The sequence below is a fragment of the Orbaceae bacterium lpD02 genome (assembly GCA_036251875.1).
GTDB lineage: Bacteria > Pseudomonadota > Gammaproteobacteria > Enterobacterales > Orbaceae > Orbus > Orbus sturtevantii.
Map to the genome: position 1 here is coordinate 1,588,757 of CP133960.1, position 23,892 is coordinate 1,612,648.

Sequence of the window (23,892 nt, forward strand, 5' to 3'; positions counted from 1 at the left end):
GTTACGTTTAATTATTCATTTGCAAACCAACAAATATTTCGAGCTTTCATTATTAACTCACCAGCTTGTTCATTTGTCAGCCCTTCAATATTTAGCAAATCATCAGTTCCTTGCTCGGCAAGATCTTCTAACGTAATAATATCATGAGCTGCGAGTTGATAAGCTAGCTCCTGTGTCATTCCCGCTAATCCCAATAAATCAGCTGCGGGTTGCTTATTGCTACTATTGGCTAGAGCTAAGGTTGTTAAAGCCCCTTTTGCACGGCTTCTTAAGGCATCAACGAGCTCTTCATCTAATGCTTCGATTTCTAACAACTCATCTACAGGAACATAAGCAAGCTCCTCTAAATTAGTAAATCCTTCTTCAACCAATAATGTAGCTAAGTCTTCTTCTATATCAAGATGCTTCATCAAACTTTTAATAGCTGAGAACGATTCCGCATGGTGTTTTTCTTGTAGCGCATCCGTTGTCATTACATTTAGCGTCCACGCGGTGAGCTGTGAAGCTAAGCGAATATTTTGTCCATTACGACCAATAGCCTGCGGTAAGTTATCTTCATGCACCGCGATATCCATAGTATGTTTATCTTCATCAACAACGATTGAAACAACATCAGCCGGAGCCATGGCATTAATAACATATTGAGCTGGATTATCATCCCATAAAACAATATCGATTCTTTCGCCACCAAATTCGTTAGAAACAGCTTGAACCCGTGCTCCTCGCATACCAACACATGCACCAACTGGATCAATTCGGCGGTCATTACTTTTTACAGCAATTTTTGCTCTCGACCCCGGATCACGAGCAACACCTTTAATATCGATCATCTCTTCGCCAATTTCTGGCACTTCTATACGGAATAATTCTTCCATCATTTGCGGATTTGAGCGGCTAATATAAAGCTGAGCAGGCTTATTTTCGCTCTCGACAATATACAAAATCCCACGAACGCGATCACCTATACGAAAGTTTTCACGAGGTAGCATATCCTCACGCGCCATCATTGCATCAGCGTTATTTCCTAAATCTAAAATAACGCTATCTCTATTGGTCTTTTTAACAATACCTGTAACAATTTCGCCAATACGATGACGAAACATGTTAATAACCATCGCACGTTCTGCTTCGCGTACTTTTTGTACGATTACTTGTTTCGCAGTTTGGGTGGTGATTCGATCAAATGTAACTGATTCGATTTGTTCTTCAACATAATCGCCTAAGTTCTTTGATGGGTCGTCATATTGCGCGGCATCTAATGTTATTTCACGGTATGGCTGTGTCACTTCATTGACCACCAACCAGCGACGAAATGTATCATAATCACCTGTTTTATGATCAATTTTAACAACAACGTCAATATCTTGCCCATGTCTTTTCTTTTTTGTTGCCGTTGCCAACGCAGACTCTAAAGCTTCAAAAATTTTATCTCGTGATAAGGCTTTTTCATTAGATACTGCTTCAACAACCGCTAAAATTTCTTTATTCATCCTATGCTACCTTTTCAATTTAGTCTAAAATTTAGGCACAATATTGGCTTTTTGAATATTACTTAAAGCAAATATTTCGTCTTTACCTTCAATAATAAGTGTGATCATTTCGTTATCATCTATTGCTTTAATAATTCCTTTCCAATTTCGCCTATTCGCAATAGCAATACGTAATGAAATTGAGATCTCTTCACCGATAAAACGACGATAGTGCTCAAGCGTAAACAATGGTCTATCCATTCCAGGAGACGATACCTCTAAGCTATAGGCTGTTGTAATCGGATCTTCGACATCTAATACCGCACTAACTTGACGACTGACATCTGCACAATCATCAACTGTTATACCATTATCACTATCAATATAAATTCGTAATACCGGATTACGGCTTCTAACATATTCAACGCCGATAAGCTCAAATCCTAGCGCCATAATAGGAGCGCGAATGATATCGTCTAACCGTTGTTCTAAACTAGCCAAATAAACCTCCGTAGCATAAACAAAATAAAAAAGGGCATATAGCCCAGCTTATTGTTTGATTAATTAAACGTAAATACACTTCAATAAGCGCAAAAAAACCCCGACGAGCGAGGCTACATTTAAAATCCTGTAATGAAGCCACTTTGCTGAATTAACTATGAAGTATCGTGAGTAGAAAATTCAAGTGGTTGCGGGGGCTGGATTTGAACCAACGACCTTCGGGTTATGAGCCCGACGAGCTACCAAGCTGCTCCACCCCGCTTTAGATGAACAAGGATTATACGCATTCCCATTAAAAATGCAAATATTAATTTTGATAAATTTGAGCTAACACAATTTATTTCTATAATAGATTATTTTGAATTTACTAGACTTAAAATATTTAAAATTGCAGTTTTCGCCTGATGGCTATTTTTCCAACACGTCGAGCCTGATAATAGTGCTCCCTGGGATAAAATATCATCTAATGTCGTTTGTTTAAGTTTGTCGAAAGAATCCAATTCCATCTGCTCTAAACGCTCGATTATTTTAGCACCAACATATTTTAAGTTAATTAGCTGATTATATTCTGATTGAGAAAATGCCATAACAAAACCTATACCGTAATTTTAATTAGACTAGCTTATATAAGAGTTTAAAATATAGCGTTTAGCAAGTGTAGAGCATAATGTGTGCACTAATGATATTTGGCTATCTAGTGCTTTAAATATACAATGACGATCAATCGATATTGAATTGGTGCCGTGAGCGGGACTTGAACCCGCATGCCCTAGAGCACTACCCCCTCAAGATAGCGTGTCTACCAATTTCACCACCACGGCAGCAAGAAGTAATTATTCAGGAATGTCAGATGTAGGATTAGCAGACTCAACTGGCGTTATTGTCGTTGTAGCTGACTCACTATTATTTGTCTGGTTTAAATCTGCCGTTTCTGTTGGGGAACTTGACGTGCTCGGTTCTTCCAAGTTCCAAAAGCCATCATTGCTTGCTTTTTTGCTACCAATATTGGATAAAGCAATGCTGATAATAAAAAATACAACACCTAAGATTGTTGTTGTGCGGGTCAAAAAATTACCTGTGCCAGCTGATCCGAATAAAGTTCCAGAAGCGCCCGCACCAAATGATGCACCCATGTCTGCGCCTTTACCTTTTTGGATTAAAACTAACCCGATGATGGCAATTGCAACGATAAGAAAAACAATAATAAGGAGTTCGTACATTTTAACCTACAGTTAATTCAATTGTTCTTTCATTGATTATAAAATATTTTAATATAAAAGAAAAATAAAAACATTGATGGCGAATATTATCGAAACCTGAGCCAACAAGCAAGTAGATTTTAGCATTTTATTAAAATGAGAGTAAACAATAGTACGCATTAAGGTCATAAATAAGTATAATGTCGCCATTTTTATTAAGTGATAAATACAAAATATGAAATTTATTATTAAGTTATTCCCTGAGATCACAATTAAAAGTGAATCGGTTCGTTTACGTTTTATTAAAATTTTAACCAGTAATATTCGTAATATCCTCAAATACCATACTGATGTAGCCGTTATTAGACATTGGGATTTTATTGAAGTACGACCTAGAGTCAAAAATAGCGATGCTAAAATTCTCGATTTGCTTTCGCGCATTCCAGGCATTCACCATATTTTAGCTGTAGATGAGCTTACTTTTACTGATATTCATGATATTTATGAAAAATCTCGTGATTATTTTGCGTCAATTATTGAAGGCCAAACATTTTGTGTCAGAGTCAAGCGTAGAGGAAAACATAACTTTACCTCTATAGAAGTAGAACGCTACGTCGGAGGGGGACTAAATCAGTATGTACCGAGTGCAAAAGTTAAGCTCACTAAACCAGATATCACCGTTAATCTAGAAATTGATCAAGATAAACTATTACTAGTCAAAGGTCGCTACGCAGGTATTGGCGGCTTTCCTATTGGCACACAAGAAGATGTTTTGTCGCTTATTTCTGGCGGATTTGACTCAGGTGTATCAAGTTACATGCTGATGCGTCGAGGATCTCGAGTGCACTATTGCTTCTTTAATTTAGGAGGCGCCTCACATGAAATCGGCGTAAAACAAATGGCGCATTATTTATGGGATCGTTTCAGTAGTTCACATAAAGTACGTTTTGTTGCCATTGATTTTTCACATGTTGTGGGTGAAATTTTAGAAAAAATTGATGATGGACAGATGGGGGTTGTACTGAAACGAATGATGGTAAGAGCCGCCTCACATATAGCCGAAAAATATGGCGTACAAGCATTAGTCACAGGCGAAGCCTTAGGACAAGTTTCAAGCCAAACTTTAACTAATCTACGGTTAATCGATAACGCTACTGATACTTTGATTTTACGACCATTAATCGCTCATGATAAAGAGCATATTATCAAACTGGCAAGGCAAATTGGGACTGAAGATATTGCCAAAACAATGCCAGAATTTTGTGGTGTAATCTCAAAAAGTCCAACGGTAAAAGCCGTAAAAGAAAAAATTGAAGCGGAAGAAATAAATTTTGATTTTACTATCCTAGACAAAGCAATTAACGAAGCGAAAAATATTGATATCAGAGAAATCGCCAAACAAACTAGTACAAAAATTCAAGAAGTAGAAACTGTTTCTGAATTTAATAGCACGGATACGATCATCGATATCCGCTCACCCGACGAGCAAGAAGATAATCCATTAATAATGGCGGGCATAGAAATAATCTCACTACCATTTTATAAATTAAGTAGCGAATTTGCTAGTTTGAATCAGAATAAGCAATATTTACTCTATTGCGATAGAGGTGTAATGAGTAAGCTACAAGCATTATACTTAATTGAGCAAGGCTTTAATAATATTAAGGTATATAAATATCTAAAGGCCCAGTAGTCATTAGCAATTAGGACTTAATATGAAATAAAGCAGGGGGATGCCTATATTGATCCCCTTATCTAAAAGAATAGCAATAACCTAATTTGCGTAGCTGGTAATTCCGTTAGGTAGAATTAACTGACTAGCAACTTCGGCCGCTTTTGAATTACCGACTAAAACCGCAATAATTTTTAACGCAAAATCGATCGAAGTTGCAGGCCCTTGGCTGGTAATTAATCGATGCGCTTCATCATAATAAACACGCTCATCACTCCAATATTTAAACGATGATTTTGTTGTTGGATAACCGGTCATAGTCGCATGAGGAAATAAATTATGATATTGCAAAACCATTGCTGGCGTCGCACAGATAGCTGCAATAAGCTGACCTTGTTCATATGTTCGCCGCAATTTTTCAATAACTTGCTTCGAATCTCGAAAATTTTCTGCCCCTTTTACGCCACCAGGTAATATCACCACATCAAACTGGTGATCACTAACTTGAGCAAAAGACTTCTGTGCTAAAATAACGACACCGCGAGAGCACATAACCTCTCGCTCTTGAGTAATGCTTGCGTAAGTAACCTCAATACCTGCACGGGTTAGTAAATCTATAGTGGTTACTGCTTCGGTTTCTTCACAGTCTTCTGAAAGCAAGATTAAAGCTTTTGACACAAAAACCCCCTTTATCGAATCGCATTAATGACTATGTGTATAGCTTATTATAAATAATTAAGCTAAACCATGTTATCCCTCACAATTATCATGATTATGAGGGATAAAATTAGTTACTTTTTATTCTATCAATTCTAGCGCCAAGCCCTCGAAGTTTTTCTTCAATCATCTCATAGCCACGATCAATATGGTAAATACGATCGATAAACGTGGTACCTTTAGCAATACAACCCGCTAAAACAAGACTTGCCGATGCGCGTAGATCAGTAGCCATAACTTCTGTGCCTGTAAGCTGCTCTACGCCTGTAGTTATCAATGTATGACCTTCAATCTCAGCTTTTGCGCCCATTCTAATTAGTTCAGGAATATGCATAAAGCGGTTCTCAAATATGGTCTCTTTAATAATGCCGGTACCTTCAGCAACAATATTAAGCAATGAAAACTGTGCTTGCATATCGGTAGGAAACCCAGGGTGAGGGGCGGTATTAATATTGACAGCTTTAGCCCGTTTACCCTGCATATCAATACTGATCCAATCTTTTCCTGTTTCTATTACCGCACCTGCATCGCGTAGCTTTGCAATAACTGCATCGAGCATGCTTGGATCGGTATTACGACACAAAATTTTACCTTTTGAAATTGCCGCCGCAACCAAGTAAGTACCTGTTTCTATGCGATCAGGCAAAATTTTATGGACACCACCACCAAGCTTATCAACACCTTCTATTACTATGTGATCTGTACCTGCTCCCGTTATTTTAGCACCGAGTATATTTAAAAATTTAGCTGTATCAATAATTTCAGGTTCACAGGCGGCATTTTCAATGATCGTTGTGCCTTCGGCTAATGTTGCCGCGGTCATGATTGTGACAGTTGCTCCAACACTCACTTTATCCATCACAATATGAGCACCTTTAAGTCGTCCGTCTACTGTCGCTTTAACATAGCCTTCATCAAGAGTAATCGTCGCGCCAAGTTTTTGTAGCCCTGAAATGTGTAAATCAACCGGTCTTGCTCCTATTGCACAGCCACCAGGCAATGAGACTTGCCCTTGACCGAAACGCGCAACTAACGGCCCAAGCGCCCAAATTGAAGCCCGCATTGTTTTGACCAGCTCATAAGGGGCACAGAAGTTATTAACTTGACTCGCGTCAAGGTTAATAGTGCCATTACGTTTGATGTTAACACCTAAACGCTCTAACAATTCAAGTGTAGTATCAATATCCTTCAATCTTGGGACATTTTTAATTTCCACTGGTTTTTCAGCCAATAACGCAGCGAATAAAATAGGCAATGCTGCATTTTTAGCCCCAGAAATAGTGACTTCACCGCTAAGCTTAGTCGGCCCTACAATTTTAAACTTTTCCATAAAAAAATGATCTCAATACACTCTCTAAAATTTAATCTCATTATAAAGATAATCATTTAAGAAGTAAGTAGTTATTAGTAAAAATTAACTAATTATTTAATTTTCCAGTATAAAAATATCTATTATGTCAATTACAGTTTAAAATTACGCGCTGAATTTAGATGAGAGATTTTTACTGACCGTGATTATTTCACAAAAAAATGCTAGGATAAAAACTATTAAGCAATGAGCGGCGCAATTTAAGGAAAAACTATGTTTGATAATTTAGCTAAAGCAGGTAAATATCTTGGCCAAGCGGCTAAATTGATGATCGGGATCCCTGATTATGATACCTATGTCCAGCATATTAAGTTAACCCACCCAGAACAGATACCAATGACCTATGAAGCGTTTTTTAAAGAACGACAAGAAGCTAAATATAGCGGCAAAGGTGGATTTAAATGTTGCTAATTTCTATTGATGTAAACAAAGGCTGCCAATGACACAATCATCACCACTTCCCGTCACCATTTTAACTGGCTTTTTAGGTTCAGGTAAAACAACGCTTATAAATTATCTACTAAACCATAATCAAAATGAAAAAATTCTTATCATTGAAAATGAGTTTGGGGCTGTTAATGTTGATAGTGGATTACTCAAAAAAGATGCCAACATAGAAATTATAGAAATGACTAACGGTTGTATTTGTTGCAGTGTACAGGGAGAACTTACCCAAGCATTACATCAGTTACACCAAAAACGGATGAGTGGCGCAATCGAGTATGATCGCTTAATTATTGAAACAACGGGTCTTGCTGATCCTGCACCAATTGTGCAGACTTTTTTTATCGACGAGCTTATTCGCGAGACAATCCAACTTGATGCTGTCATTACTCTAGTCGATAGTGAACATATTTTAAAACAGTTAAATGAGCATCGTGTAGCCCATCTACAGCTTGGGTTTGCTGATCGGATTATTCTGACTAAAACCGATCGCATTAGTGAGGAACAAAAACAAACGGTCGTAGAGAGAATTCATCGAATTAATAATAAAGCGATTATCTTTGCGGCAATCAAAGGGCAAATAGCCAAACAGCAGTGGCTAGATATTCACGCTTTTGATTTAAATGATGAGCTTGAAGTAAGTAAAGGATTCTTTGTAATAAGTAGCATAAAACCACTTACACCTGAAGATTTTAGGCCAATTAGTACCGATAATAACGCAAAGCAATCATGGAATGATGATATTTGTTCCTATGTTTTTGAAGCGGGCGAACTGGATTTAAAGAAAATCGGCCGCTTTACTGAACAGCTAATCGAGCAATATGGTAATGATATGCTACGTTACAAAGGTGTTTTAGCAATACAAGACCAACCACAACGTTTAATCGTACAAGGTGTACATAAGGTGGTTGGATTTGATTACGGTTCGGTTTGGGATGACGAAAGCGAACGAATATCAAGAATGGTCATTATTAGCCGTAAGCTACCTTTTGATGAACTCAAGCTAGCCTTTTTAGCTACAGTTGCCTGCAAATAACAAGCTCATTACTAGCATCTAGATTGACAGCTAAAAATAAAGCGGGCTACTCCACCCGCTTTAACCAAAAGGATAAACTGGTAATACTTCGATTATAATCCAAGTAATTTTCGTTCTAGTTTCCATTGTGCTGAGGTATAAGTTTTAATGGATAGTGCATGGATACGATTATCAGCAATATATTCCGCTAACGGAGCATATACCGCTTGCTGTTTTTTTACTCTGCTTAAATCAGCAAATATATCACCGACGGCAATAACTTGAAAATGACTACCATCCTCGCTTATCGCATAAACTTCATCTAACATCAATGATGACTTTAATTTTTGTTCAATTTCTTTTTTATCCATACCATTACCATCATCTGCAACTAAACCAAAATAACTGGATCTAAATCATAAAGCTCAATCAATGTTTTGAGCTGTAACGAAATACCCGTTAACTTGGTTTGATATTTAATACATAAATAAGTTAATAACGCTAAACCTGATGAGTCGACTCTATTGAGTTGTGCCACATCAATATTATGAATGTCCGTTAATAGCTGTGAATGTTGCGACCAGATTTGCGCAAGAGAATTACAATCAAGAACACCCTCTAGATACAATGTACTTGCTTGCTTTTGCACACTAATCGAAGTCAACATAATCATTCCTTATCACTATTTTTTACTATCAATTAATTTGGCTGTACTGCATCTGGATCAATTTTTTGGCTAGCTAAAGACTGTAGTTGTTTAGTCAAACCATCAATACCATTGACTCTAAGAGTTGTTGCCCATTCGCCCTGCTTTGTGGTGATCATGCTAATGCCTTCGGCGATTAGATCATACGCTTTCCATTCCCCTGATACAGTATTTTTGCGCCATTGGAAATCAAGACGAATAGGTTGTTGTCCTGAGTCTGGATTAATTAGCAATACACGAATAGAGATAAGATTTTTGCCAGTTAGGTCTTTTTCACCTTCAATTTGGTACTGTTGACCTTTATACATCGATAATGCTTGTGCAAAAGCTTGCACTAAGTAATTTTCAAACGCGGCGAAATAAGCATCACGCTGAGCGGGAGTTGCTGATTTATAATAACTACCTAAAACTAACGCACCGGCATATTTAACCTGAATATAAGGCAATAGATCTTGTTTAACAATATCGCGTAATATTTCAGGATTCCCCTTAATCTGCGCTGCTTGGCTGTTAATTGAACTAAAAATTTCATCCGCAGCAACCCGCATTTGCTGATATGGGCTTTGGTTGTCACTTTCTGCTGCCATTGAGAACGGTGCAAAAAATAATACGAAAACCAGCAACACTTTTTTAAACATAATGAACTCCTTGTTATTCAATCTGCTATTTTTCAGTTTTATTTGTTTGCTCAGATGATCCTGAACTATACAAAAACTGACCAATTAAATCTTCAAGCACAACCGCCGGTTTAGTATTATGAACGATAAAACCTTGCTCGAAGTATTTAGGTAACTCAATAACCGCGTTATTTTGATGTATTGTACCACTTTGCCGCGCATCTTCTGCGTCAATATCATCAATTAAATCATTCTCAAGACCCATCGCAACGTCAATAAATTGCTCACCAAGCAAACCCGATGTTTTAATCGATAAACCACTACTGCTTGGAATTTCATTGTACTGCGAATTAATATCAATCGTCACATAAGGTTTGTAGTTATCTAATGTGATATTAGAAATTCGACCGATTACAACACCACCAATTTTAACTGGCGAGCGAGCTTTAAGTCCGCCGACATTATCAAATATAGCATAAATACGATAAGTTGAATTATTTGTAAATGTTGTTGAATCCGTGACCCTAAAACAGAGAAAGAGTATCGAACAAATAGCAATAACCATAAATAATCCAACGGTAATTTCAACTTTACGATTCATGTTTACATGACCTCAATTACTAAACATTAATGCGGTTAGAATAAAATCCAACCCTAAAATAGCGAGCGATGAATAAACAACAGTACTCGTTGTTGCTTTACTAATGCCTTCTGATGTTGGAGTACAATCATAACCGTTAAAAAGTGCAATCCACGTTGCCGCAATGGCAAAAATGAAACTTTTAATAAAACAGTTAACCACATCATGCCACCAATCCACATTACTTTGAATTGATGACCAGAAAAATCCTGAGTCGATTCCCTTCCAATCAACACCCACAATTTCACCGCCTAAAATACCTATGGCGATAAAGATCGCAGTTAAAAATGGCATACAAAAAAAGCCGGCCCAAAAACGAGGCGCTATAATGCGTCTTAAAGGATCGACCGCCATCATCTCCATGCTCGATAGCTGCTCGGTAGCTTTCATTAAACCAATTTCAGCCGTTAATGCTGATCCAGCGCGCCCAGCAAATAAAAGCCCAGCAACAACCGGTCCTAACTCCCGCAATAAAGCTAACGATACCAGCATACCAAGGCTTGCCTCAGCACTAAACATGGTTAAAATAAAATAACCTTGTAGGCCTAACACCATGCCAATAAATAGCCCTGAGACCATAATGATAGTGAGTGATTGTACCCCAATAAAATAAAATTGCTTAACCCAAAGAGGAAACTGTTTTTTAAACTGAGGTTTACCAATTAATGCGCCAAATAACATCATTCCTGAACGGCCAAGCATGGAGATAAAATTGCAACCCCATTGCCCCATTTTAGCAAGTATATTTAACATCAATTATTACCTCGACTTAGATCCACTTTGTAATCATCAGCTGGATAATGAAATGGCACAGGACCATCAGCGAGCCCTTCTAGAAATTGTTTTACCCGCATATCATCGTTGCTGCGTAGCTCTTCAGCCGTTCCACCAGCAATAATGTGCTGCTCTGCGACAATATAAGCAAAGTCAGCAATACTAAGCACTTCATTAACATCGTGTGATACAACAATGCAGGTTAATCCTAATGATTGATTAAGTTCGGAAATAAGCTTAACAATTACGCCCATAGAGATCGGATCTTGCCCTGCAAATGGCTCATCAAACATAATCAGTTCAGGATCAAGCGCGATTGCGCGCGCTAGAGCTGCGCGCCTTGCCATACCACCAGAAAGTTCTGAGGGCATCATATTGGCGGCACCTCGAAGTCCAACCGATTGTAGCTTCATTAAGACTAAATTATGCAAGATTGGTTCGGGTAAATTTAGATGCTCGCGCAATGGGTACGCTACATTATCGAATACCGATAAATCCGTAAAAAGCGCACCTGATTGAAATAGCATACTTATGCGTTTACGCACTTCATACAAACGAGAGCGAGAGAGTTCGGGAATATTCTCACCATCAAATAGAATTTGCCCAGATTGCGGTTTTAATTGCCCGCCGATTAACCTTAATAGTGTCGTTTTACCGATTCCAGAAGGTCCCATAATCGCGGTAATTTTTCCTTTCGGCACCGATAAGCTCATATTTTTATAAATAGGCCTTGTACCACGATAAAACGACATATCATGGACTTCAACCAGATTATCCGCTTGTGATGAGTTGATTGTAGATATTGTCATCGATTGAACTCGTAATAAAAAATCATCATTAATATGCGATAGCCATATTCTACCCGATATTTAACTATTATGAAAATAGAGAAATTTTTAATATCTATTCATAGTGTTATCAATTGTTAACGCCCAACCATCAATTCCCTGTTTGAGGCTATAAATCAAGTGTTCATCAAAACCATTATAAATCAAAAAACTCGCAACATTTACACTGCGTATCCCATGATGACAATAAATAACAATTATTTTATCATCAGGAATACGATCAAGATAAAGCGGGATATGACTCATTGCTATATGGTTTGCCCCATCAATTGAACAAATATCAACTTCATTATCCTCACGTACATCAAGTAAAAAAATATCATTGGTATCGGCTTTGAGCTTATCTGCTAACTCTTTACTCGTAATCTCTTGAATATTCATAATATTATTACCGTTCACCAGAGTGTTTTAAATAAAAGCTAGGAGGACATTATTCATATAACGCCACCACTAGTGTTTGTTTTAATTGATGATAATATAAAATTTATAACTCTAACGCTTTAGTAATTTTTTCATATAAATCACGCGATAAATTATCAAGTTGTAATAATTGTGTAAGCGCTTGACGCATTAATTCTGCGCGTTTTTCATCGTAGCGTTTTAGGCGAATCAATGGATCAATCAGCCTTGATGCAACTTGTGGATTTTTCTGATTAAGCTCTGTTAAAATTTCCACTAAAAAAAAGTAACCACTGCCATTAATCGCATGAAATAACGCGGGATTGTTATTAACAAAAGCACCAATTAACGAACGGATTCTATTGGGATTATTTAAGGAAAAAGAGCGGTGAGTTAATAGTGCTTTTACTCTCGCCAAGGTATCTTTTTGTGGACTGGTTGCTTGCAATGTAAACCATTTATCCATTACTAAACCATCTTGATTCCAACGGCAATCAAAATCGCTTAATAGCCTATCTTTACACGGCAATTGCGCTTTAACTGCAGCATTTAAAGCCGCTAAGCTATCAGTCATATTATCGGCTTGTTGATATTGTTCATTAATAAGTTTATCAACAACATGTATTTGACTTGTAAATGCCAATATCTGTAGACAGGTATTTTTTAAGGCGCGTTTAGCAATATCGACATGGTCAATTTGATACAATGCGGTGGTATTGTGCCGATACACTGCTAAAAGTTCATCAAACATGTCATTAGCAAACGTAGTGAGTAACCACTCACGAACAACATGAATCGAATCAGGATCGACCACCTTAAATTGGTTAGCTATTTCATTTTCAGAAGGCAATGTAAGAATTTGCGCCATTAATGCAGGATCTAATGAAGGTGATAATAATACCGAGCGAAAAGCATCAATAACCGATTCGGGTAACATCATCGGCTTAGCTTGTTGGTGATTGCTCACATTTATCGCAATATATTTTGCTAATAATATTTGAGCTGAATCATAACGATTAAAAGCGTCAGTCGCATATTGCATCAAAAAGATTAGTTCACTATCTTGATAGTCGTAATGCAGCTTAACTGGAGCCGAAAAATCACGTAGCAAAGCAATAATTGGTCTCTCGCTCACGTTATCGAATAAAAATACCTCTTTATCGTTGTGGATATTAAGCACCTGATGAATCGCATTTGCTTGGTATTGCAGTGGGATCACCTTGCCATCGCGTTTATATAGTTCAATATTAAGTGGAATATGTAATGGTTGTTTATCTTTTTGATCTTGAGTTGCTGGTGTTAATTGTTTTATCGTTAAGCGATACAACTGTCTATCGGCATCATAATCGTCGTTAATTGTCAATTCAGGCGTACCTGACTGGCTATACCACAATTTAAAATGTGACAAGTCTATTGCCGATGCATCTTGCATCGCTTTAACAAAATCGTCGCATGTTGCTGCGCTACCGTCATGCCGTTGAAAGTATAGCGCCATGCCAGCTTGAAATTTTTCCTCGCCTAACAAAGTATGTATCATACGAATAACTTCCGCGCCTTTCTCATAGACGGTCACCGTATAAAAATTATTCATTTCAATTACTTGCTCTGGCCGAATAGGGTGAGCCATTGGGCTTGCATCTTCGGTAAATTGAACAGCGCGTAGAATTTTGACATCATCAATTCGTTTCACCGCCCTAGAACCAAGATCGGCACTGAATTCTTGGTCACGAAAAACCGTCAACCCTTCTTTAAGGCTAAGTTGGAACCAGTCTTGGCAAGTAACTCGATTCCCCGTCCAATTATGAAAATATTCATGACCAATCACCGCTTCAATCGCTAAATAATCATCATCAGTTGCCGTTTCTGGCTTAGCTAAGACGTATTTTGAGTTAAAAATATTAAGACCTTTATTTTCCATCGCGCCCATATTAAAGAAATCAACGGCAACAATCATAAAAATATCCAGATCATATTCTAAATTAAAACGGCTCTCATCCCAGCGCATCGAATTTTTAAGGCAAGTCATTGCCCATTCACTTCGATCTAGATTTCCTTTATCAACATAAATTTCTAATGCAACTTGCCTATTTGAACGGGTGATAAATTTATCCTTTAGTACATCAAAATCACCAGCGACTAAAGCAAACAAGTAACATGGCTTAGGGAATGGATCTTGCCACTGCACCCAATGACGCTCGTTATCGAGCTGCCCTTTAGCAATGCGATTTCCATTAGAAAGCAAATAAGGATATTGATTTTTATTAGCAGTAATACGGGTGCTAAACCTAGCAAGAACATCTGGGCGATCTAAGTAGTAAGTGATATGCCTAAAACCTTCTGCTTCACATTGAGTACATAGCGCATCACCTGACACATAGAGACCTTCCAACGCAGTATTATCAATGGGCTTAATTTCATTAATAATCGTTAATACAAACTGATCTGGTACAGAATAAATTTCAAGCCCAGTTGCAGTTAACTTATAATCTTGCCAAGGAATATCATCAATATTTATTGCTATAAGCTTAAGTGCTTCGCCATCAAGCACCAGTTTAGTTACCAAGGCATTTTTTTTAATTACATGGCTTCTGGCCACAACCGTTGTTATTTCAGGTGATAAGTCAAAATCAAGATCAATATCGGTTATAGTAAAATCAGGTTTAACATAATCTAAACGATACTTAGCAATAGGTTGATTTGAGTTCATAGTGTACCTGTTATTAAAAAGAGTTATTTAAGCGGATTAAAAAAGAATAGAGTAATAGTATACGAAATCACAATAATCATCATTAAATAATATACCCCTTAATTTTTATTCTGCTATAATCGATAGACTTTTTTATGCAAATACAATTAATCGATTTACATGCTGTCACCAATCTTAACATCGCTTTTAGATACCGATGCTTATAAACTACATATGCAACAAGCCGTTTTTCATCATTACCCCGATGTAATGGTTGTAGCTGAATTTCGTTGCCGTAATCAAGAACAGCTTGGTCAATATATTGATGAAATCAAATATCAAATTAATTTAATGCAGTCATTGCAGTTGACTGACGATGAATTTAGCTATTTGCAATCACTCCCCTATTTCAAGACGGATTACCTCATTTGGTTAAAAAATTGGCATTATAATAGCCGTTTAGTCACAATAACCAATCAAGAGGGGCAATTATATATTCGCATCGAAGGGAAGTGGGTTGATGTTATCTTGTGGGAAGTACCATTACTGGCAGTTATTAGCGAAGTTGTTCATCGAGCTCGTACACCTAACATTGGGGTTAATGAGGCCATTTTACATTTAAAAAATAAATTAGTACGCTTTGCTGAAAATAGCAAATCACATGACATGTCCCAGTTCAATTTAATGGATTTTGGTACGCGTAGGCGTTACTCCTTCGCAGTACAAAAAGCAGTTGTCAGCTATTTAAAAGATAATTTTCCCAACTTTAATAGCACCAGCAACTATTTACTCGCTTATCAGTTTGGACTAAAACCAGTCGGAACTCAAGCTCACGAATGGTTTCAAGCTCATCAACGTCTAGTTAAAAATCTTGCTGATTGCCAAAATAAGGCCCTGCAAGTCTGGCTAGATGAATACCCAAATGATCTCGATATTGCATTAACTGATTGTATTACGATGGATGCTTTCTTAAATGATTTTGACCTAGCTTTAGCATCTAAATACCAAGGACTTCGCCACGACTCTGGCGATCCTATTGAATGGGGTGAAAAAGCGCTCGCGCATTATCAAAATCTAGGTGTCGATCCTAAAACCAAATTATTGGTTTTTTCTGATAGTCTAAATTTTGATAGAGCGATTAAGATTTATTGCCATTTCTATAACCGCGTTAGATTATCATTTGGCATGGGTGGTCACTTAGCTTGTGATATACCAACAACAGCCGTATCAAATACTAAATCTCTCAACATAGTAATAAAACTAGTTGAATGCAATGGTCAATCTGTTGCAAAATTATCGGATAGTCCTGGCAAAACTATCTCACAAGATATTGTATTTATTGAAGAGTTAAAAAGAACATTTAATGTTACCAATAATTAATAGGAACGAGAAAATGAACGTTATTGCATCAATTAGCGATGTTTTACAAGGCAAAATTGCCGTAGGTAGTACGATTACAGTTCAAGGCTGGATTAGAACTCGTCGTGATTCTAAAGCAGGGATTTCGTTCCTCGCTATCTATGATGGATCATGTTTCAACCCAATTCAAGCCGTGGTGGAAAATACATTAACGAATTATCAAGATGATGTTTTAAAACTCACAACTGGCTGTTCACTTCAAGTAACGGGAAAAGTGGTCGAAAGCCCAGGGCAAGGTCAAAAATTCGAACTACAAGCAAGTGCAGTAAAAGTGTTTGGCTTTGTAGAAGATCCTGATACTTATCCAATGGCGGCAAAGCGTCACTCGATCGAATATTTACGCGAAGTCGCGCATTTAAGAGCAAGAACCAATATAGTGGGTGCTATTACCCGTATTCGTCATACTCTCGCCCAGGCCATTCATCAATTTTTTGACGAACAAGGCTTTTTTTGGATTTCAACGCCAATCATAACCGCTTCTGACACGGAAGGCGCAGGTGAAATGTTTCGAGTATCGACGCTAGATTTAGTTAATTTACCGAAAACCGAAGCAGGTAAAATTGATTTTGATAAAGACTTTTTTGGTAAAGAAGCTTTTTTAACCGTATCAGGGCAATTAAATGCAGAAACTTACGCTTGCGCGCTATCAAAAGTGTATACTTTTGGACCGACATTTAGAGCTGAAAACTCTAATACAACTCGCCATTTAGCTGAATTTTGGATGATGGAACCGGAAGTTGCTTTTGCCGATCTTAACGATGTCGCCAAACTATCCGAAAAAATGTTGAAATACGTATTCAAAACGGTGCTAGAAAAACGTGCGGATGATATGCAATTTTTTGCTGAACATGTAGATAAAGACGTGATATCACGCTTAGAGAGTTTTGTTAATTCTGAGTTTGCTCAAATTGATTATACTGATGCAATCACAATTTTACAAAACTGCGGCGCTAAATTTGAAAACCCAGTAAGTTGGGGAATTGATTTATCATCAGAGCATGAACGTTACTTAGCTGAACAACATTTCAAAGCACCCGTTGTCGTCAAAAACTACCCCAAAGATATTAAAGCATTTTATATGCGTATGAACGAAGATGGGAAAACAGTAGCAGCTATGGATGTTTTAGCCCCTGGTATCGGTGAGATTATTGGTGGTTCACAGCGTGAAGAACGCTTAGCGATGCTAGATAACCGCATGGATGAGATGGGACTGAAAAAAGAAGATTATTGGTGGTACCGTGATTTACGCCGTTATGGAACCGTTCCACATTCAGGTTTTGGGTTAGGCTTTGAGCGCTTAATTGTTTATATTACTGGGGTACAAAATATACGAGATGTCATCCCATTTCCAAGATCGCCAAGAAATGCAAATTTTTAATAAAAAAATAGTATTGGAATCAATAAAAATATAAAAATGCTTATTTTTTAAGCAATTAAGTCAAGTTTTACACTATGACAGCTTGATTTATTAAAAGTTCACTTGATTTTAAAAAAAAATCGAGATACCGTGTACATGCATTTACAAATAGATGATTACTTATGGTGAGTGGTCATCCTGATTCTGACACCAAACTCTCAATGGTGATAACCTAGAGCAGTGGCAGGTGTCTTAAATAACAACACCAATGAGGGTATAAAATGAAACGTAATCTACTAGCTATCGCTATCCCAGCGCTTTTAGTTGCTGGTGCAGCAAACGCATCTATCGAAATTTGGAACAAAGATGGCAACAAACTAGACCTATATGGCCGTGTTTATGCATTAAACTACCTTGGCGACAAAGGTAATACTATTGACGGTGAAGGCGATAAAACGACTGCACGTATTGGTTTTTCTGGTGAAACTCAAGTAACTGATATGCTTTCTGGTTATGGCCGTTTTGAGTGGGAAACTCATACTGGTACAGATGCTGAAAACGAAACTCGTTATGCATTTGCAGGATTAAACTTTGGCGAATACGGCTCAATCGATTACGGTCGTAATGACGGTGTGTTAAAATCATTAACGGCTTACACTGACGTATTACCTGAATGGGGCGGTAATGCTTCAAACAATAATTTCTATCTACTATCTGCTCGTACTGATGGTGTAGCGACTTACCGTAACTCTGGTCTTTATGGTTTAGTTGATGGTTTCGATTTTGCTGTTCAGTACGCAGACAGCAAAGAGATTGATCCATCAATAACTAGCCCGAGCGTAGCGCAAACTCTTGGCAAAAAAGAAGCTTATGGTATGACTGCACAATATGCTATCTTAGATACAGGTTTATCTGTTGGTGCAGGTTATGCAACATCAACTAAAGCTGGTGACGATGAAAGAGCTAAAAGCTGGATGGCTGGTGTTAAGTATGATGCATACGATCTATATTTAGCTGCACTTTATTCACATACATCATATGGTGTCAGTAAAGTCAAAGGTGTTGAATTAGTTGCACAATATGGTATCGACTTTGAAATTGGCCGTTTAACTCCATCTTTAGCATACATTCAACATAAATTGAATGATGCAATTGTCACAAATGGCGGAGTCTCTAGCCTAGCTTCTGATTATGTTGCTAAATATGTTGAAGTCGGTCTACAGTATGACTTTAACAAAAACTTAACTGCGCTTGTTGACTATAAAATCAATCTTCTTGATGATGATAAAGGGTTCGGATACAGTAAAGCTGATACTAAAGACACTGTTGCTTTAGGTTTAATCTACCAATTCTAATTAAATCTTAATCGATTTAATCATGATGATAAAAGGCACTTCGGTGCCTTTTTTTTACTTTATCAACATATTACCTATTTTTATCTTCTAACATATTGCACTTTTTTATATAGTCTGCTAAAACGCTAAAGACAATATATAATAAAGGTCATTTAAGATGTTATTTACTACTCGCACACTAAGTGCTAAAAAAAATATCGCTCTCATCGCTCATGATCACCTAAAAATAGCCCTGCTTAATTGGTGTAAAATCAATAAAAAGCAGCTTGCACACCATCATTTATGCGGCACAGGTACGACTGGCACACTAATCAAAAATGAAACTGGTCTTAATGTTACCACTATGCTAAGTGGCCCAATGGGAGGCGATCAACAAATTGGTGCGCTAATTGCAGAAGGTAAAATAGATATACTGATCTTTTTTTGGGACCCACTAAATGCGGTACCCCACGATCCTGATGTTAAAGCATTACTTAGACTGGCAACCGTTTGGAATATACCCGTTGCAACCAATCAAGCTACCGCAAATGCTTTAATTCAATCACCAATATTTACTAATCAAGTAACCATTGATATTCCAGATTACCAGCAATACCTTACAGAACGGACAAAATAGATGCAAGTTCCCTCCCAAGCTCGTAAATCAGGTAAGATCATATTGCTGCTAGATAACTTATTTATTGTCTTAGGATTTTATGTCGTTTTTCCATTAGTGTCGACCCACTTTGTGGGTCAAGTCGGCTGGAGCGCTTTGTTTGTTGGTTTTGCCCTAGGTTTTAGACAATTTATTCAACAAGGTTTCGGGCTGATTGGTGGTGCTATCGCTGATAGATTCGGGGCTAAACCAATGATTATTTTCGGTATGTTTTTGCGCTGTATTGGCTTTGTTTCAATGGCATTGGCTTTTGAGCCTTGGATTTTGATTGTATCTTGTCTATTATCGGCTTTGGGCGGGTTGCTTTTTGACCCACCGAGAATGGGACTCGCTATAAAATTTACCCGGCCTCACGAACGTGGTAGGTTTATTTCGTTGTTAATGATACAAGATAATGCTGGTGCGGTTATTGGTGCATTAGTTGGCGGTTTACTAATTGATTATGATTTCCAATTGGTTTGCTGGTTAGGTGCATTAGTCTTTTTATTGTGCGCTATATTTAATCTCATCTATCTACCTGCTTATCATATTGCTTTAGGTAAAGCGCCTGTTCTTAGCGGAATCAAAATGGTTATGGCCGATAAAAAATTCACCTCGTATGTCTGGTCACTCACTGGTTACTATATTTTATGGGTTCAGGTCATGTTAATGCTACCACTCACTGTCGCTAAAATATCGGGTAGTCCAAGTTATGTCAAATGGATGTATGCAATTCAAGCCATTATTTCATTATCTTTTCTTTACCCACTCGCGCGCTGGAGTGAGACTCGTTTTCGTCTAGACCAAAGGCTAAAATTTGGTCTATTTTTAATGTCATTAGGTTTTATCCTAATCGCTTTTGTATCGGACGTTGCATTGTTATTTGTACTAATTGCCCTGTTCTATTTTGGTGCAATTATCGCAGAACCGGCTAGAGAGACTCTAAGCACCATTTTAACCAATCCTAAAGCAAAAGGAAGCTATATGGGGTTTAGTCGCTTAGGTCTCGCTTTAGGTGGGTTTATTGGCTATACTGGCGCAGGCTGGTTGTATGATGTTGCTTTAGAAATTGATTTACCAAAATTACCTTGGTTTATACTAACGCTTATCGGCATTGTGACATTGATCTATTTGCAGTATCTATTTAAAGATGAAGCGCCTGTGATAAAAAGTAATACCAAAAAATTGGTTAATTAAAAATTTGTTCACCCTGTTTAAATAGGCGCGATTCTCCGGATGCAATTTTTTGCCAAATTTCATTAGATGTGAGTGGACTAGTAGCAATCACCGTAACAACATCGTTAGGCGTTGTATGCTGCTGAAAATCAATTTCAACATCTTCATCAATTAACTTAGCCCGACCAAAAGGCGATTTACGCGTGAGCCAATAAATATTGGTCGAACAATAGGCAAATAAATATTGCCCATCAGAGAGTAACAAATTAAATACCCCCAACGGCCTTAGTTCATCAGCGCAGCGTTTGATAAATCGAAATACATTCGGCCAATTATTAGGCCTATTGTTATATCGCTGCTCAAGCTTGTTTAATATATAGCAAAATGCATATTCACTATCCGTTTGACCAATAGGTTCAAAACGGCCAATAGGTAATTTTTTATAATTGCTAAGCTGACCGTTATGAGCAAATGTCCAATTTTTACCCCATAACTCACGACTAAAAGGATGTGTGTTTTCTAAGGCAATTTTACCTCTATTTGCTTGACGAATGTGCGCAATAATCAATTTTGACTTGATGGGGTAATCTTCTAGCATTTTAGCTATCGGCGAAAAGCTACAAGCCTTCGGATCTTTAAACGTTCGGCACCCCTTTCCCTCATAAAAAGCGATCCCCCACCCATCTTTATGTGGCCCTTTATCACCACCGCGCTTTGCGAGGCCCTTAAAACTAAAGCAAATATCAGTCGGCACGTTAGCGCTCATTCCAAGTAATTCACACATAGTAAGCTCTACATATTAGGGTGGTAAAGACTTAAGCTGTTTTAGCCATCTCTTGTTCGATTAATAAAATAAGAATATGAATAACTTTAATATGAATCTCCTGTACACGGTCGGCATAACCAAAGTGAGGAACGCGAATCTCAACATCTGCTAAGCCATCTATTTTTCCACCATCTTTACCCGTTAAGGCAATCACTTTCATACCCTTTTCTTTAGCCGTATTAATCGCTTTAATAACATTAGCAGAATTACCTGATGTTGAAATTCCAAGTAGCACGTCGCCTTTTTGCCCAACACCTTCAATATAGCGAGAAAAAATAGAATCAAAACCAAAATCATTACCAACACATGAAATATGGCTCACATCAGATATAGCAATCGCAGGGTATGATGGCCGATTGTCACGGTAACGCCCCGTTAACTCCTCAGCAAAATGCATCGCATCACAGTGCGAACCGCCATTACCACAAGATAGTACTTTGCCGCCTTGTTTAAAGGAATTAGCTATCAATAATGCAGCATTTTCAATAGATTGAATATTTTTTTCGTTATTGATGAAAGTTGCTAGCACCTCAGCAGATTGATTCAATTCATAACGGATAGCGTCCAAATACATAATTAACTCCGATTAACTAGAAATTTATAAAATCATTTTAATAAATTATATATTAGTTTAAAACGTAAAAATTACAATATAATTACTCTAGCCAAGTTTATCATATACATAGTATAGTGATAAAAATTTAGCCATACTGGTAATAAATGAATTAAGATAATTAAGCCCAATATTTGACTTGCCCAGAGAGTATTGACCAATGACACATAAATGTAAATCCAAACATAAAGAATACGCGCTGATATTAACACTTATAACATTACCTGTTTTATATTACTTTCAAAATAATCATAATTTGTTCATTATTGTTATGGTTAATATTTTATCTTTAACCAGTATTTTATATAGTGCTTTCAGCGTTGTACGCCATGCCGATGTATTAGCTCATCGTCTTGGTGAACCTTTTGGTTCTTTAATTTTAAGTTTATCAGTCGTCATCTTAGAAGTTAGCTTAATATCAGCGTTAATGGCAACAGGCGAGGCCGAACCGACCTTAATGCGAGATACGTTATTCTCAGTTATTATTATTGTAATTGGCGGACTCGTCGGCGTTGCCTTATTGATTGGTGGTCAAAAGTTTGAAACTCAGCATGTAAATTTGGCAGGAATTAAACAATATTTAATATCAATTATTCCATTAGCCTTTATTGTTTTAGTCTTGCCAAGAACATTACCCAATAACTCTTTTTCACCTTTACAAATGGGGGTAGTTTCAGGTCTGTCTGCCGCGATGTATGCAGTTTTTTTAATTATCCAGACCAGAACACATCAGGAGCTATTTATTTATGAGCATGAAGATGAAGAGAATGACGAGAGCGGCCACCATGGTAAACCGTCACCGCATAATAATTGGTGGCATGCGGCTTGGCTTATTATTCATCTCATTGCGGTAATAGTGATAACAAAAATGAATGCAATACCACTCGATCACTTATTAGACGCGACAAATGCACCTCCTGCATTTACAGGATTTCTAGTCGCATTACTAATTTTATCACCAGAGGGACTGGGCGCATTAAATGCGGTCATTAATAATCACGTACAACGTGCAATGAATATCTTTTTTGGCTCAGTTATCGCAACCATTTCATTAACCGTACCAACAGTCTGTTTGATTGCTTATGCCACTAACCAACATCTTGAATTTGGCTTATCAATACCAAATATTGTTATTTTATCCACCGCGCTATTATTATCTGTTGTCTCATTTTTGACTGGAAAAACCAATCAATTAAACGGCACCGCACATTTAATTGTATTTGCCGCTTATATCATGATTTTATTATCTTGATGCAATCTAAAAAGAAAAGGCTAACCTTTGTATTTGTTAGCCTTTAAGATATGAAATGACTTAAGTTGAGTTTAAATGATTTTATTAAATGGCGGTGAGGAAGGGATTCGAACCCTTGATACGTTGCCGTATACACACTTTCCAGGCGTGCTCCTTCAGCCACTCGGACACCTCACCACGTTTATTAAGGCGCATACTATAATC

The 23,892-nt window shown here is 37.4% G+C and carries 25 protein-coding genes and 3 tRNA genes; 9 read left to right on the plus strand and 19 right to left on the minus strand.

Annotation, left to right across the window (positions count from 1 at the left end):
- Positions 1-11: 11 nt before the first annotated feature.
- The 6 genes from nusA to secG form a co-directional block, all read right to left on the minus strand.
- Complete coding sequence (nusA, locus tag RHO12_06890) at positions 12-1,490, minus strand: transcription termination factor NusA (GenBank protein WVD65117.1); 1,479 nt, start codon at positions 1,488-1,490, stop codon at positions 12-14.
- Between the two features lie 24 nt (positions 1,491-1,514).
- Positions 1,515-1,970, minus strand: a complete 456-nt coding sequence (gene rimP / locus RHO12_06895) for a ribosome maturation factor RimP (GenBank protein WVD65118.1) — start codon at positions 1,968-1,970, stop codon at positions 1,515-1,517.
- 185 nt (positions 1,971-2,155) lie between these two features.
- Positions 2,156-2,232: transfer RNA gene (locus RHO12_06900), tRNA-Met, on the minus strand.
- 91 nt (positions 2,233-2,323) lie between these two features.
- The gene (locus RHO12_06905; protein ID WVD65119.1) at positions 2,324-2,557 is read right to left on the minus strand and encodes a hypothetical protein; all 234 of its coding nucleotides are present in this window, start codon (positions 2,555-2,557) and stop codon (positions 2,324-2,326) included.
- A gap of 149 nt (positions 2,558-2,706) precedes the next feature.
- A tRNA-Leu gene (locus RHO12_06910) sits at positions 2,707-2,791 on the minus strand.
- Positions 2,792-2,803: 12 nt separating this feature from the next.
- Complete coding sequence (gene secG, locus RHO12_06915; protein ID WVD65120.1) at positions 2,804-3,190, minus strand: preprotein translocase subunit SecG; 387 nt, start codon at positions 3,188-3,190, stop codon at positions 2,804-2,806.
- Between the two features lie 214 nt (positions 3,191-3,404).
- Between secG and thiI the strand changes: the two genes are divergently transcribed.
- A complete protein-coding gene (gene thiI / locus RHO12_06920; protein ID WVD65121.1) occupies positions 3,405-4,862 on the plus strand; it encodes a tRNA uracil 4-sulfurtransferase ThiI in 1,458 nt (485 codons plus the stop codon).
- Positions 4,863-4,943: 81 nt separating this feature from the next.
- On the opposite strand, the gene RHO12_06925 is transcribed toward thiI, so the two are convergent.
- Both RHO12_06925 and murA read right to left on the minus strand, forming a co-directional pair.
- The gene (locus RHO12_06925) at positions 4,944-5,519 is read right to left on the minus strand and encodes a DJ-1/PfpI family protein (protein WVD65122.1); all 576 of its coding nucleotides are present in this window, start codon (positions 5,517-5,519) and stop codon (positions 4,944-4,946) included.
- 109 nt (positions 5,520-5,628) lie between these two features.
- A complete protein-coding gene (gene murA / locus RHO12_06930) occupies positions 5,629-6,888 on the minus strand; it encodes a UDP-N-acetylglucosamine 1-carboxyvinyltransferase (GenBank protein ID WVD65123.1) in 1,260 nt (419 codons plus the stop codon).
- Between the two features lie 252 nt (positions 6,889-7,140).
- Between murA and RHO12_06935 the strand changes: the two genes are divergently transcribed.
- Together RHO12_06935 and RHO12_06940 are read left to right on the plus strand one after the other, a co-directional pair.
- On the plus strand, positions 7,141-7,338 hold the full coding sequence (locus RHO12_06935) for a YbdD/YjiX family protein (GenBank protein ID WVD65124.1): 198 nt from the start codon (positions 7,141-7,143) through the stop codon (positions 7,336-7,338).
- A gap of 28 nt (positions 7,339-7,366) precedes the next feature.
- Positions 7,367-8,407, plus strand: a complete 1,041-nt coding sequence (locus RHO12_06940; GenBank protein WVD65125.1) for a GTP-binding protein — start codon at positions 7,367-7,369, stop codon at positions 8,405-8,407.
- A gap of 92 nt (positions 8,408-8,499) precedes the next feature.
- Here the strand turns inward: RHO12_06940 and RHO12_06945 are convergent, their stop codons facing one another.
- The 8 genes from RHO12_06945 to pepN form a co-directional block, all read right to left on the minus strand.
- Positions 8,500-8,757 carry a BolA family protein gene (locus tag RHO12_06945; GenBank protein WVD65126.1) on the minus strand — a complete coding sequence of 86 codons (258 nt, stop codon included), beginning with the start codon at positions 8,755-8,757 and terminating at the stop codon, positions 8,500-8,502.
- Positions 8,758-8,777: 20 nt separating this feature from the next.
- Positions 8,778-9,053: a hypothetical protein gene (locus RHO12_06950; protein ID WVD65127.1), complete on the minus strand. Its 276-nt coding sequence runs from the start codon at positions 9,051-9,053 to the stop codon at positions 8,778-8,780.
- A 32-nt stretch (positions 9,054-9,085) separates the two neighbouring features.
- On the minus strand, positions 9,086-9,730 hold the full coding sequence (mlaC, locus tag RHO12_06955) for a phospholipid-binding protein MlaC (GenBank protein WVD65128.1): 645 nt from the start codon (positions 9,728-9,730) through the stop codon (positions 9,086-9,088).
- Between the two features lie 25 nt (positions 9,731-9,755).
- Positions 9,756-10,310 (minus strand): outer membrane lipid asymmetry maintenance protein MlaD, encoded by a 555-nt coding sequence (gene mlaD / locus RHO12_06960; protein ID WVD65129.1) that lies wholly within the window; start codon positions 10,308-10,310, stop codon positions 9,756-9,758.
- A gap of 12 nt (positions 10,311-10,322) precedes the next feature.
- Positions 10,323-11,102 carry a lipid asymmetry maintenance ABC transporter permease subunit MlaE gene (gene mlaE / locus RHO12_06965; protein ID WVD65130.1) on the minus strand — a complete coding sequence of 260 codons (780 nt, stop codon included), beginning with the start codon at positions 11,100-11,102 and terminating at the stop codon, positions 10,323-10,325.
- A complete protein-coding gene (gene mlaF, locus RHO12_06970) occupies positions 11,102-11,932 on the minus strand; it encodes a phospholipid ABC transporter ATP-binding protein MlaF (GenBank protein WVD65131.1) in 831 nt (276 codons plus the stop codon). Before mlaF ends, mlaE begins: the two co-directional genes overlap by 1 nt.
- 87 nt (positions 11,933-12,019) lie before the next feature.
- Positions 12,020-12,352 (minus strand): rhodanese-like domain-containing protein, encoded by a 333-nt coding sequence (locus RHO12_06975; GenBank protein WVD65132.1) that lies wholly within the window; start codon positions 12,350-12,352, stop codon positions 12,020-12,022.
- Positions 12,353-12,455: 103 nt separating this feature from the next.
- Positions 12,456-15,077 carry an aminopeptidase N gene (gene pepN, locus RHO12_06980; GenBank protein ID WVD65133.1) on the minus strand — a complete coding sequence of 874 codons (2,622 nt, stop codon included), beginning with the start codon at positions 15,075-15,077 and terminating at the stop codon, positions 12,456-12,458.
- A gap of 159 nt (positions 15,078-15,236) precedes the next feature.
- Between pepN and pncB the strand changes: the two genes are divergently transcribed.
- The 5 genes from pncB to mdtH all read left to right on the plus strand — a co-directional run bounded on the left by pncB (position 15,237) and on the right by mdtH (position 21,018).
- On the plus strand, positions 15,237-16,436 hold the full coding sequence (gene pncB / locus RHO12_06985; GenBank protein WVD65134.1) for a nicotinate phosphoribosyltransferase: 1,200 nt from the start codon (positions 15,237-15,239) through the stop codon (positions 16,434-16,436).
- Between the two features lie 13 nt (positions 16,437-16,449).
- Positions 16,450-17,853: an asparagine--tRNA ligase gene (gene asnS, locus RHO12_06990; GenBank protein ID WVD65135.1), complete on the plus strand. Its 1,404-nt coding sequence runs from the start codon at positions 16,450-16,452 to the stop codon at positions 17,851-17,853.
- A gap of 260 nt (positions 17,854-18,113) precedes the next feature.
- The gene (locus tag RHO12_06995) at positions 18,114-19,187 is read left to right on the plus strand and encodes a porin (GenBank protein ID WVD65136.1); all 1,074 of its coding nucleotides are present in this window, start codon (positions 18,114-18,116) and stop codon (positions 19,185-19,187) included.
- Between the two features lie 157 nt (positions 19,188-19,344).
- Positions 19,345-19,803, plus strand: a complete 459-nt coding sequence (locus tag RHO12_07000) for a methylglyoxal synthase (GenBank protein WVD65137.1) — start codon at positions 19,345-19,347, stop codon at positions 19,801-19,803.
- A complete protein-coding gene (mdtH, locus tag RHO12_07005) occupies positions 19,804-21,018 on the plus strand; it encodes a multidrug efflux MFS transporter MdtH (protein ID WVD65138.1) in 1,215 nt (404 codons plus the stop codon).
- Here the strand turns inward: mdtH and RHO12_07010 are convergent.
- Together RHO12_07010 and lpcA are read right to left on the minus strand one after the other, a co-directional pair.
- Complete coding sequence (locus tag RHO12_07010; protein ID WVD65139.1) at positions 21,011-21,781, minus strand: class II glutamine amidotransferase; 771 nt, start codon at positions 21,779-21,781, stop codon at positions 21,011-21,013. The two genes, mdtH and RHO12_07010, sit on opposite strands and share 8 nt — an antisense overlap.
- Positions 21,782-21,812: 31 nt before the next feature.
- Positions 21,813-22,397: a D-sedoheptulose 7-phosphate isomerase gene (gene lpcA / locus RHO12_07015; GenBank protein ID WVD65140.1), complete on the minus strand. Its 585-nt coding sequence runs from the start codon at positions 22,395-22,397 to the stop codon at positions 21,813-21,815.
- A gap of 199 nt (positions 22,398-22,596) precedes the next feature.
- Here lpcA and chaA point away from each other — a divergent pair, with 199 nt between their 5' ends.
- Positions 22,597-23,688 carry a sodium-potassium/proton antiporter ChaA gene (gene chaA, locus RHO12_07020; GenBank protein ID WVD65141.1) on the plus strand — a complete coding sequence of 364 codons (1,092 nt, stop codon included), beginning with the start codon at positions 22,597-22,599 and terminating at the stop codon, positions 23,686-23,688.
- Positions 23,689-23,777: 89 nt separating this feature from the next.
- Here the strand turns inward: chaA and RHO12_07025 are convergent.
- Positions 23,778-23,865 (minus strand) — tRNA-Ser (locus tag RHO12_07025).
- Positions 23,866-23,892: the final 27 nt, after the last annotated feature.

Excerpts from the sequence above, each read along its gene's own strand:
- nusA (WVD65117.1), bottom strand. The coding sequence starts at position 1,490 with ATGAATAAAGAAATTTTAGCGGTTGTTGAAGCAGTATCTAATGAAAAA.
- RHO12_06905 (WVD65119.1), bottom strand. The coding sequence starts at position 2,557 with ATGGCATTTTCTCAATCAGAATATAATCAGCTAATTAACTTAAAATAT.
- secG (WVD65120.1), bottom strand. The coding sequence starts at position 3,190 with ATGTACGAACTCCTTATTATTGTTTTTCTTATCGTTGCAATTGCCATC.
- thiI (WVD65121.1), top strand. The coding sequence starts at position 3,405 with ATGAAATTTATTATTAAGTTATTCCCTGAGATCACAATTAAAAGTGAA.
- murA (WVD65123.1), bottom strand. The coding sequence starts at position 6,888 with ATGGAAAAGTTTAAAATTGTAGGGCCGACTAAGCTTAGCGGTGAAGTC.
- RHO12_06935 (WVD65124.1), top strand. The coding sequence starts at position 7,141 with ATGTTTGATAATTTAGCTAAAGCAGGTAAATATCTTGGCCAAGCGGCT.
- RHO12_06940 (WVD65125.1), top strand. The coding sequence starts at position 7,367 with ATGACACAATCATCACCACTTCCCGTCACCATTTTAACTGGCTTTTTA.
- RHO12_06945 (WVD65126.1), bottom strand. The coding sequence starts at position 8,757 with ATGGATAAAAAAGAAATTGAACAAAAATTAAAGTCATCATTGATGTTA.
- RHO12_06950 (WVD65127.1), bottom strand. The coding sequence starts at position 9,053 with ATGTTGACTTCGATTAGTGTGCAAAAGCAAGCAAGTACATTGTATCTA.
- mlaC (WVD65128.1), bottom strand. The coding sequence starts at position 9,730 with ATGTTTAAAAAAGTGTTGCTGGTTTTCGTATTATTTTTTGCACCGTTC.
- mlaD (WVD65129.1), bottom strand. The coding sequence starts at position 10,310 with ATGAATCGTAAAGTTGAAATTACCGTTGGATTATTTATGGTTATTGCT.
- mlaE (WVD65130.1), bottom strand. The coding sequence starts at position 11,102 with ATGTTAAATATACTTGCTAAAATGGGGCAATGGGGTTGCAATTTTATC.
- mlaF (WVD65131.1), bottom strand. The coding sequence starts at position 11,932 with ATGACAATATCTACAATCAACTCATCACAAGCGGATAATCTGGTTGAA.
- RHO12_06975 (WVD65132.1), bottom strand. The coding sequence starts at position 12,352 with ATGAATATTCAAGAGATTACGAGTAAAGAGTTAGCAGATAAGCTCAAA.
- pepN (WVD65133.1), bottom strand. The coding sequence starts at position 15,077 with ATGAACTCAAATCAACCTATTGCTAAGTATCGTTTAGATTATGTTAAA.
- pncB (WVD65134.1), top strand. The coding sequence starts at position 15,237 with ATGCTGTCACCAATCTTAACATCGCTTTTAGATACCGATGCTTATAAA.
- asnS (WVD65135.1), top strand. The coding sequence starts at position 16,450 with ATGAACGTTATTGCATCAATTAGCGATGTTTTACAAGGCAAAATTGCC.
- RHO12_06995 (WVD65136.1), top strand. The coding sequence starts at position 18,114 with ATGAAACGTAATCTACTAGCTATCGCTATCCCAGCGCTTTTAGTTGCT.
- RHO12_07000 (WVD65137.1), top strand. The coding sequence starts at position 19,345 with ATGTTATTTACTACTCGCACACTAAGTGCTAAAAAAAATATCGCTCTC.
- mdtH (WVD65138.1), top strand. The coding sequence starts at position 19,804 with ATGCAAGTTCCCTCCCAAGCTCGTAAATCAGGTAAGATCATATTGCTG.
- RHO12_07010 (WVD65139.1), bottom strand. The coding sequence starts at position 21,781 with ATGTGTGAATTACTTGGAATGAGCGCTAACGTGCCGACTGATATTTGC.
- lpcA (WVD65140.1), bottom strand. The coding sequence starts at position 22,397 with ATGTATTTGGACGCTATCCGTTATGAATTGAATCAATCTGCTGAGGTG.
- chaA (WVD65141.1), top strand. The coding sequence starts at position 22,597 with ATGACACATAAATGTAAATCCAAACATAAAGAATACGCGCTGATATTA.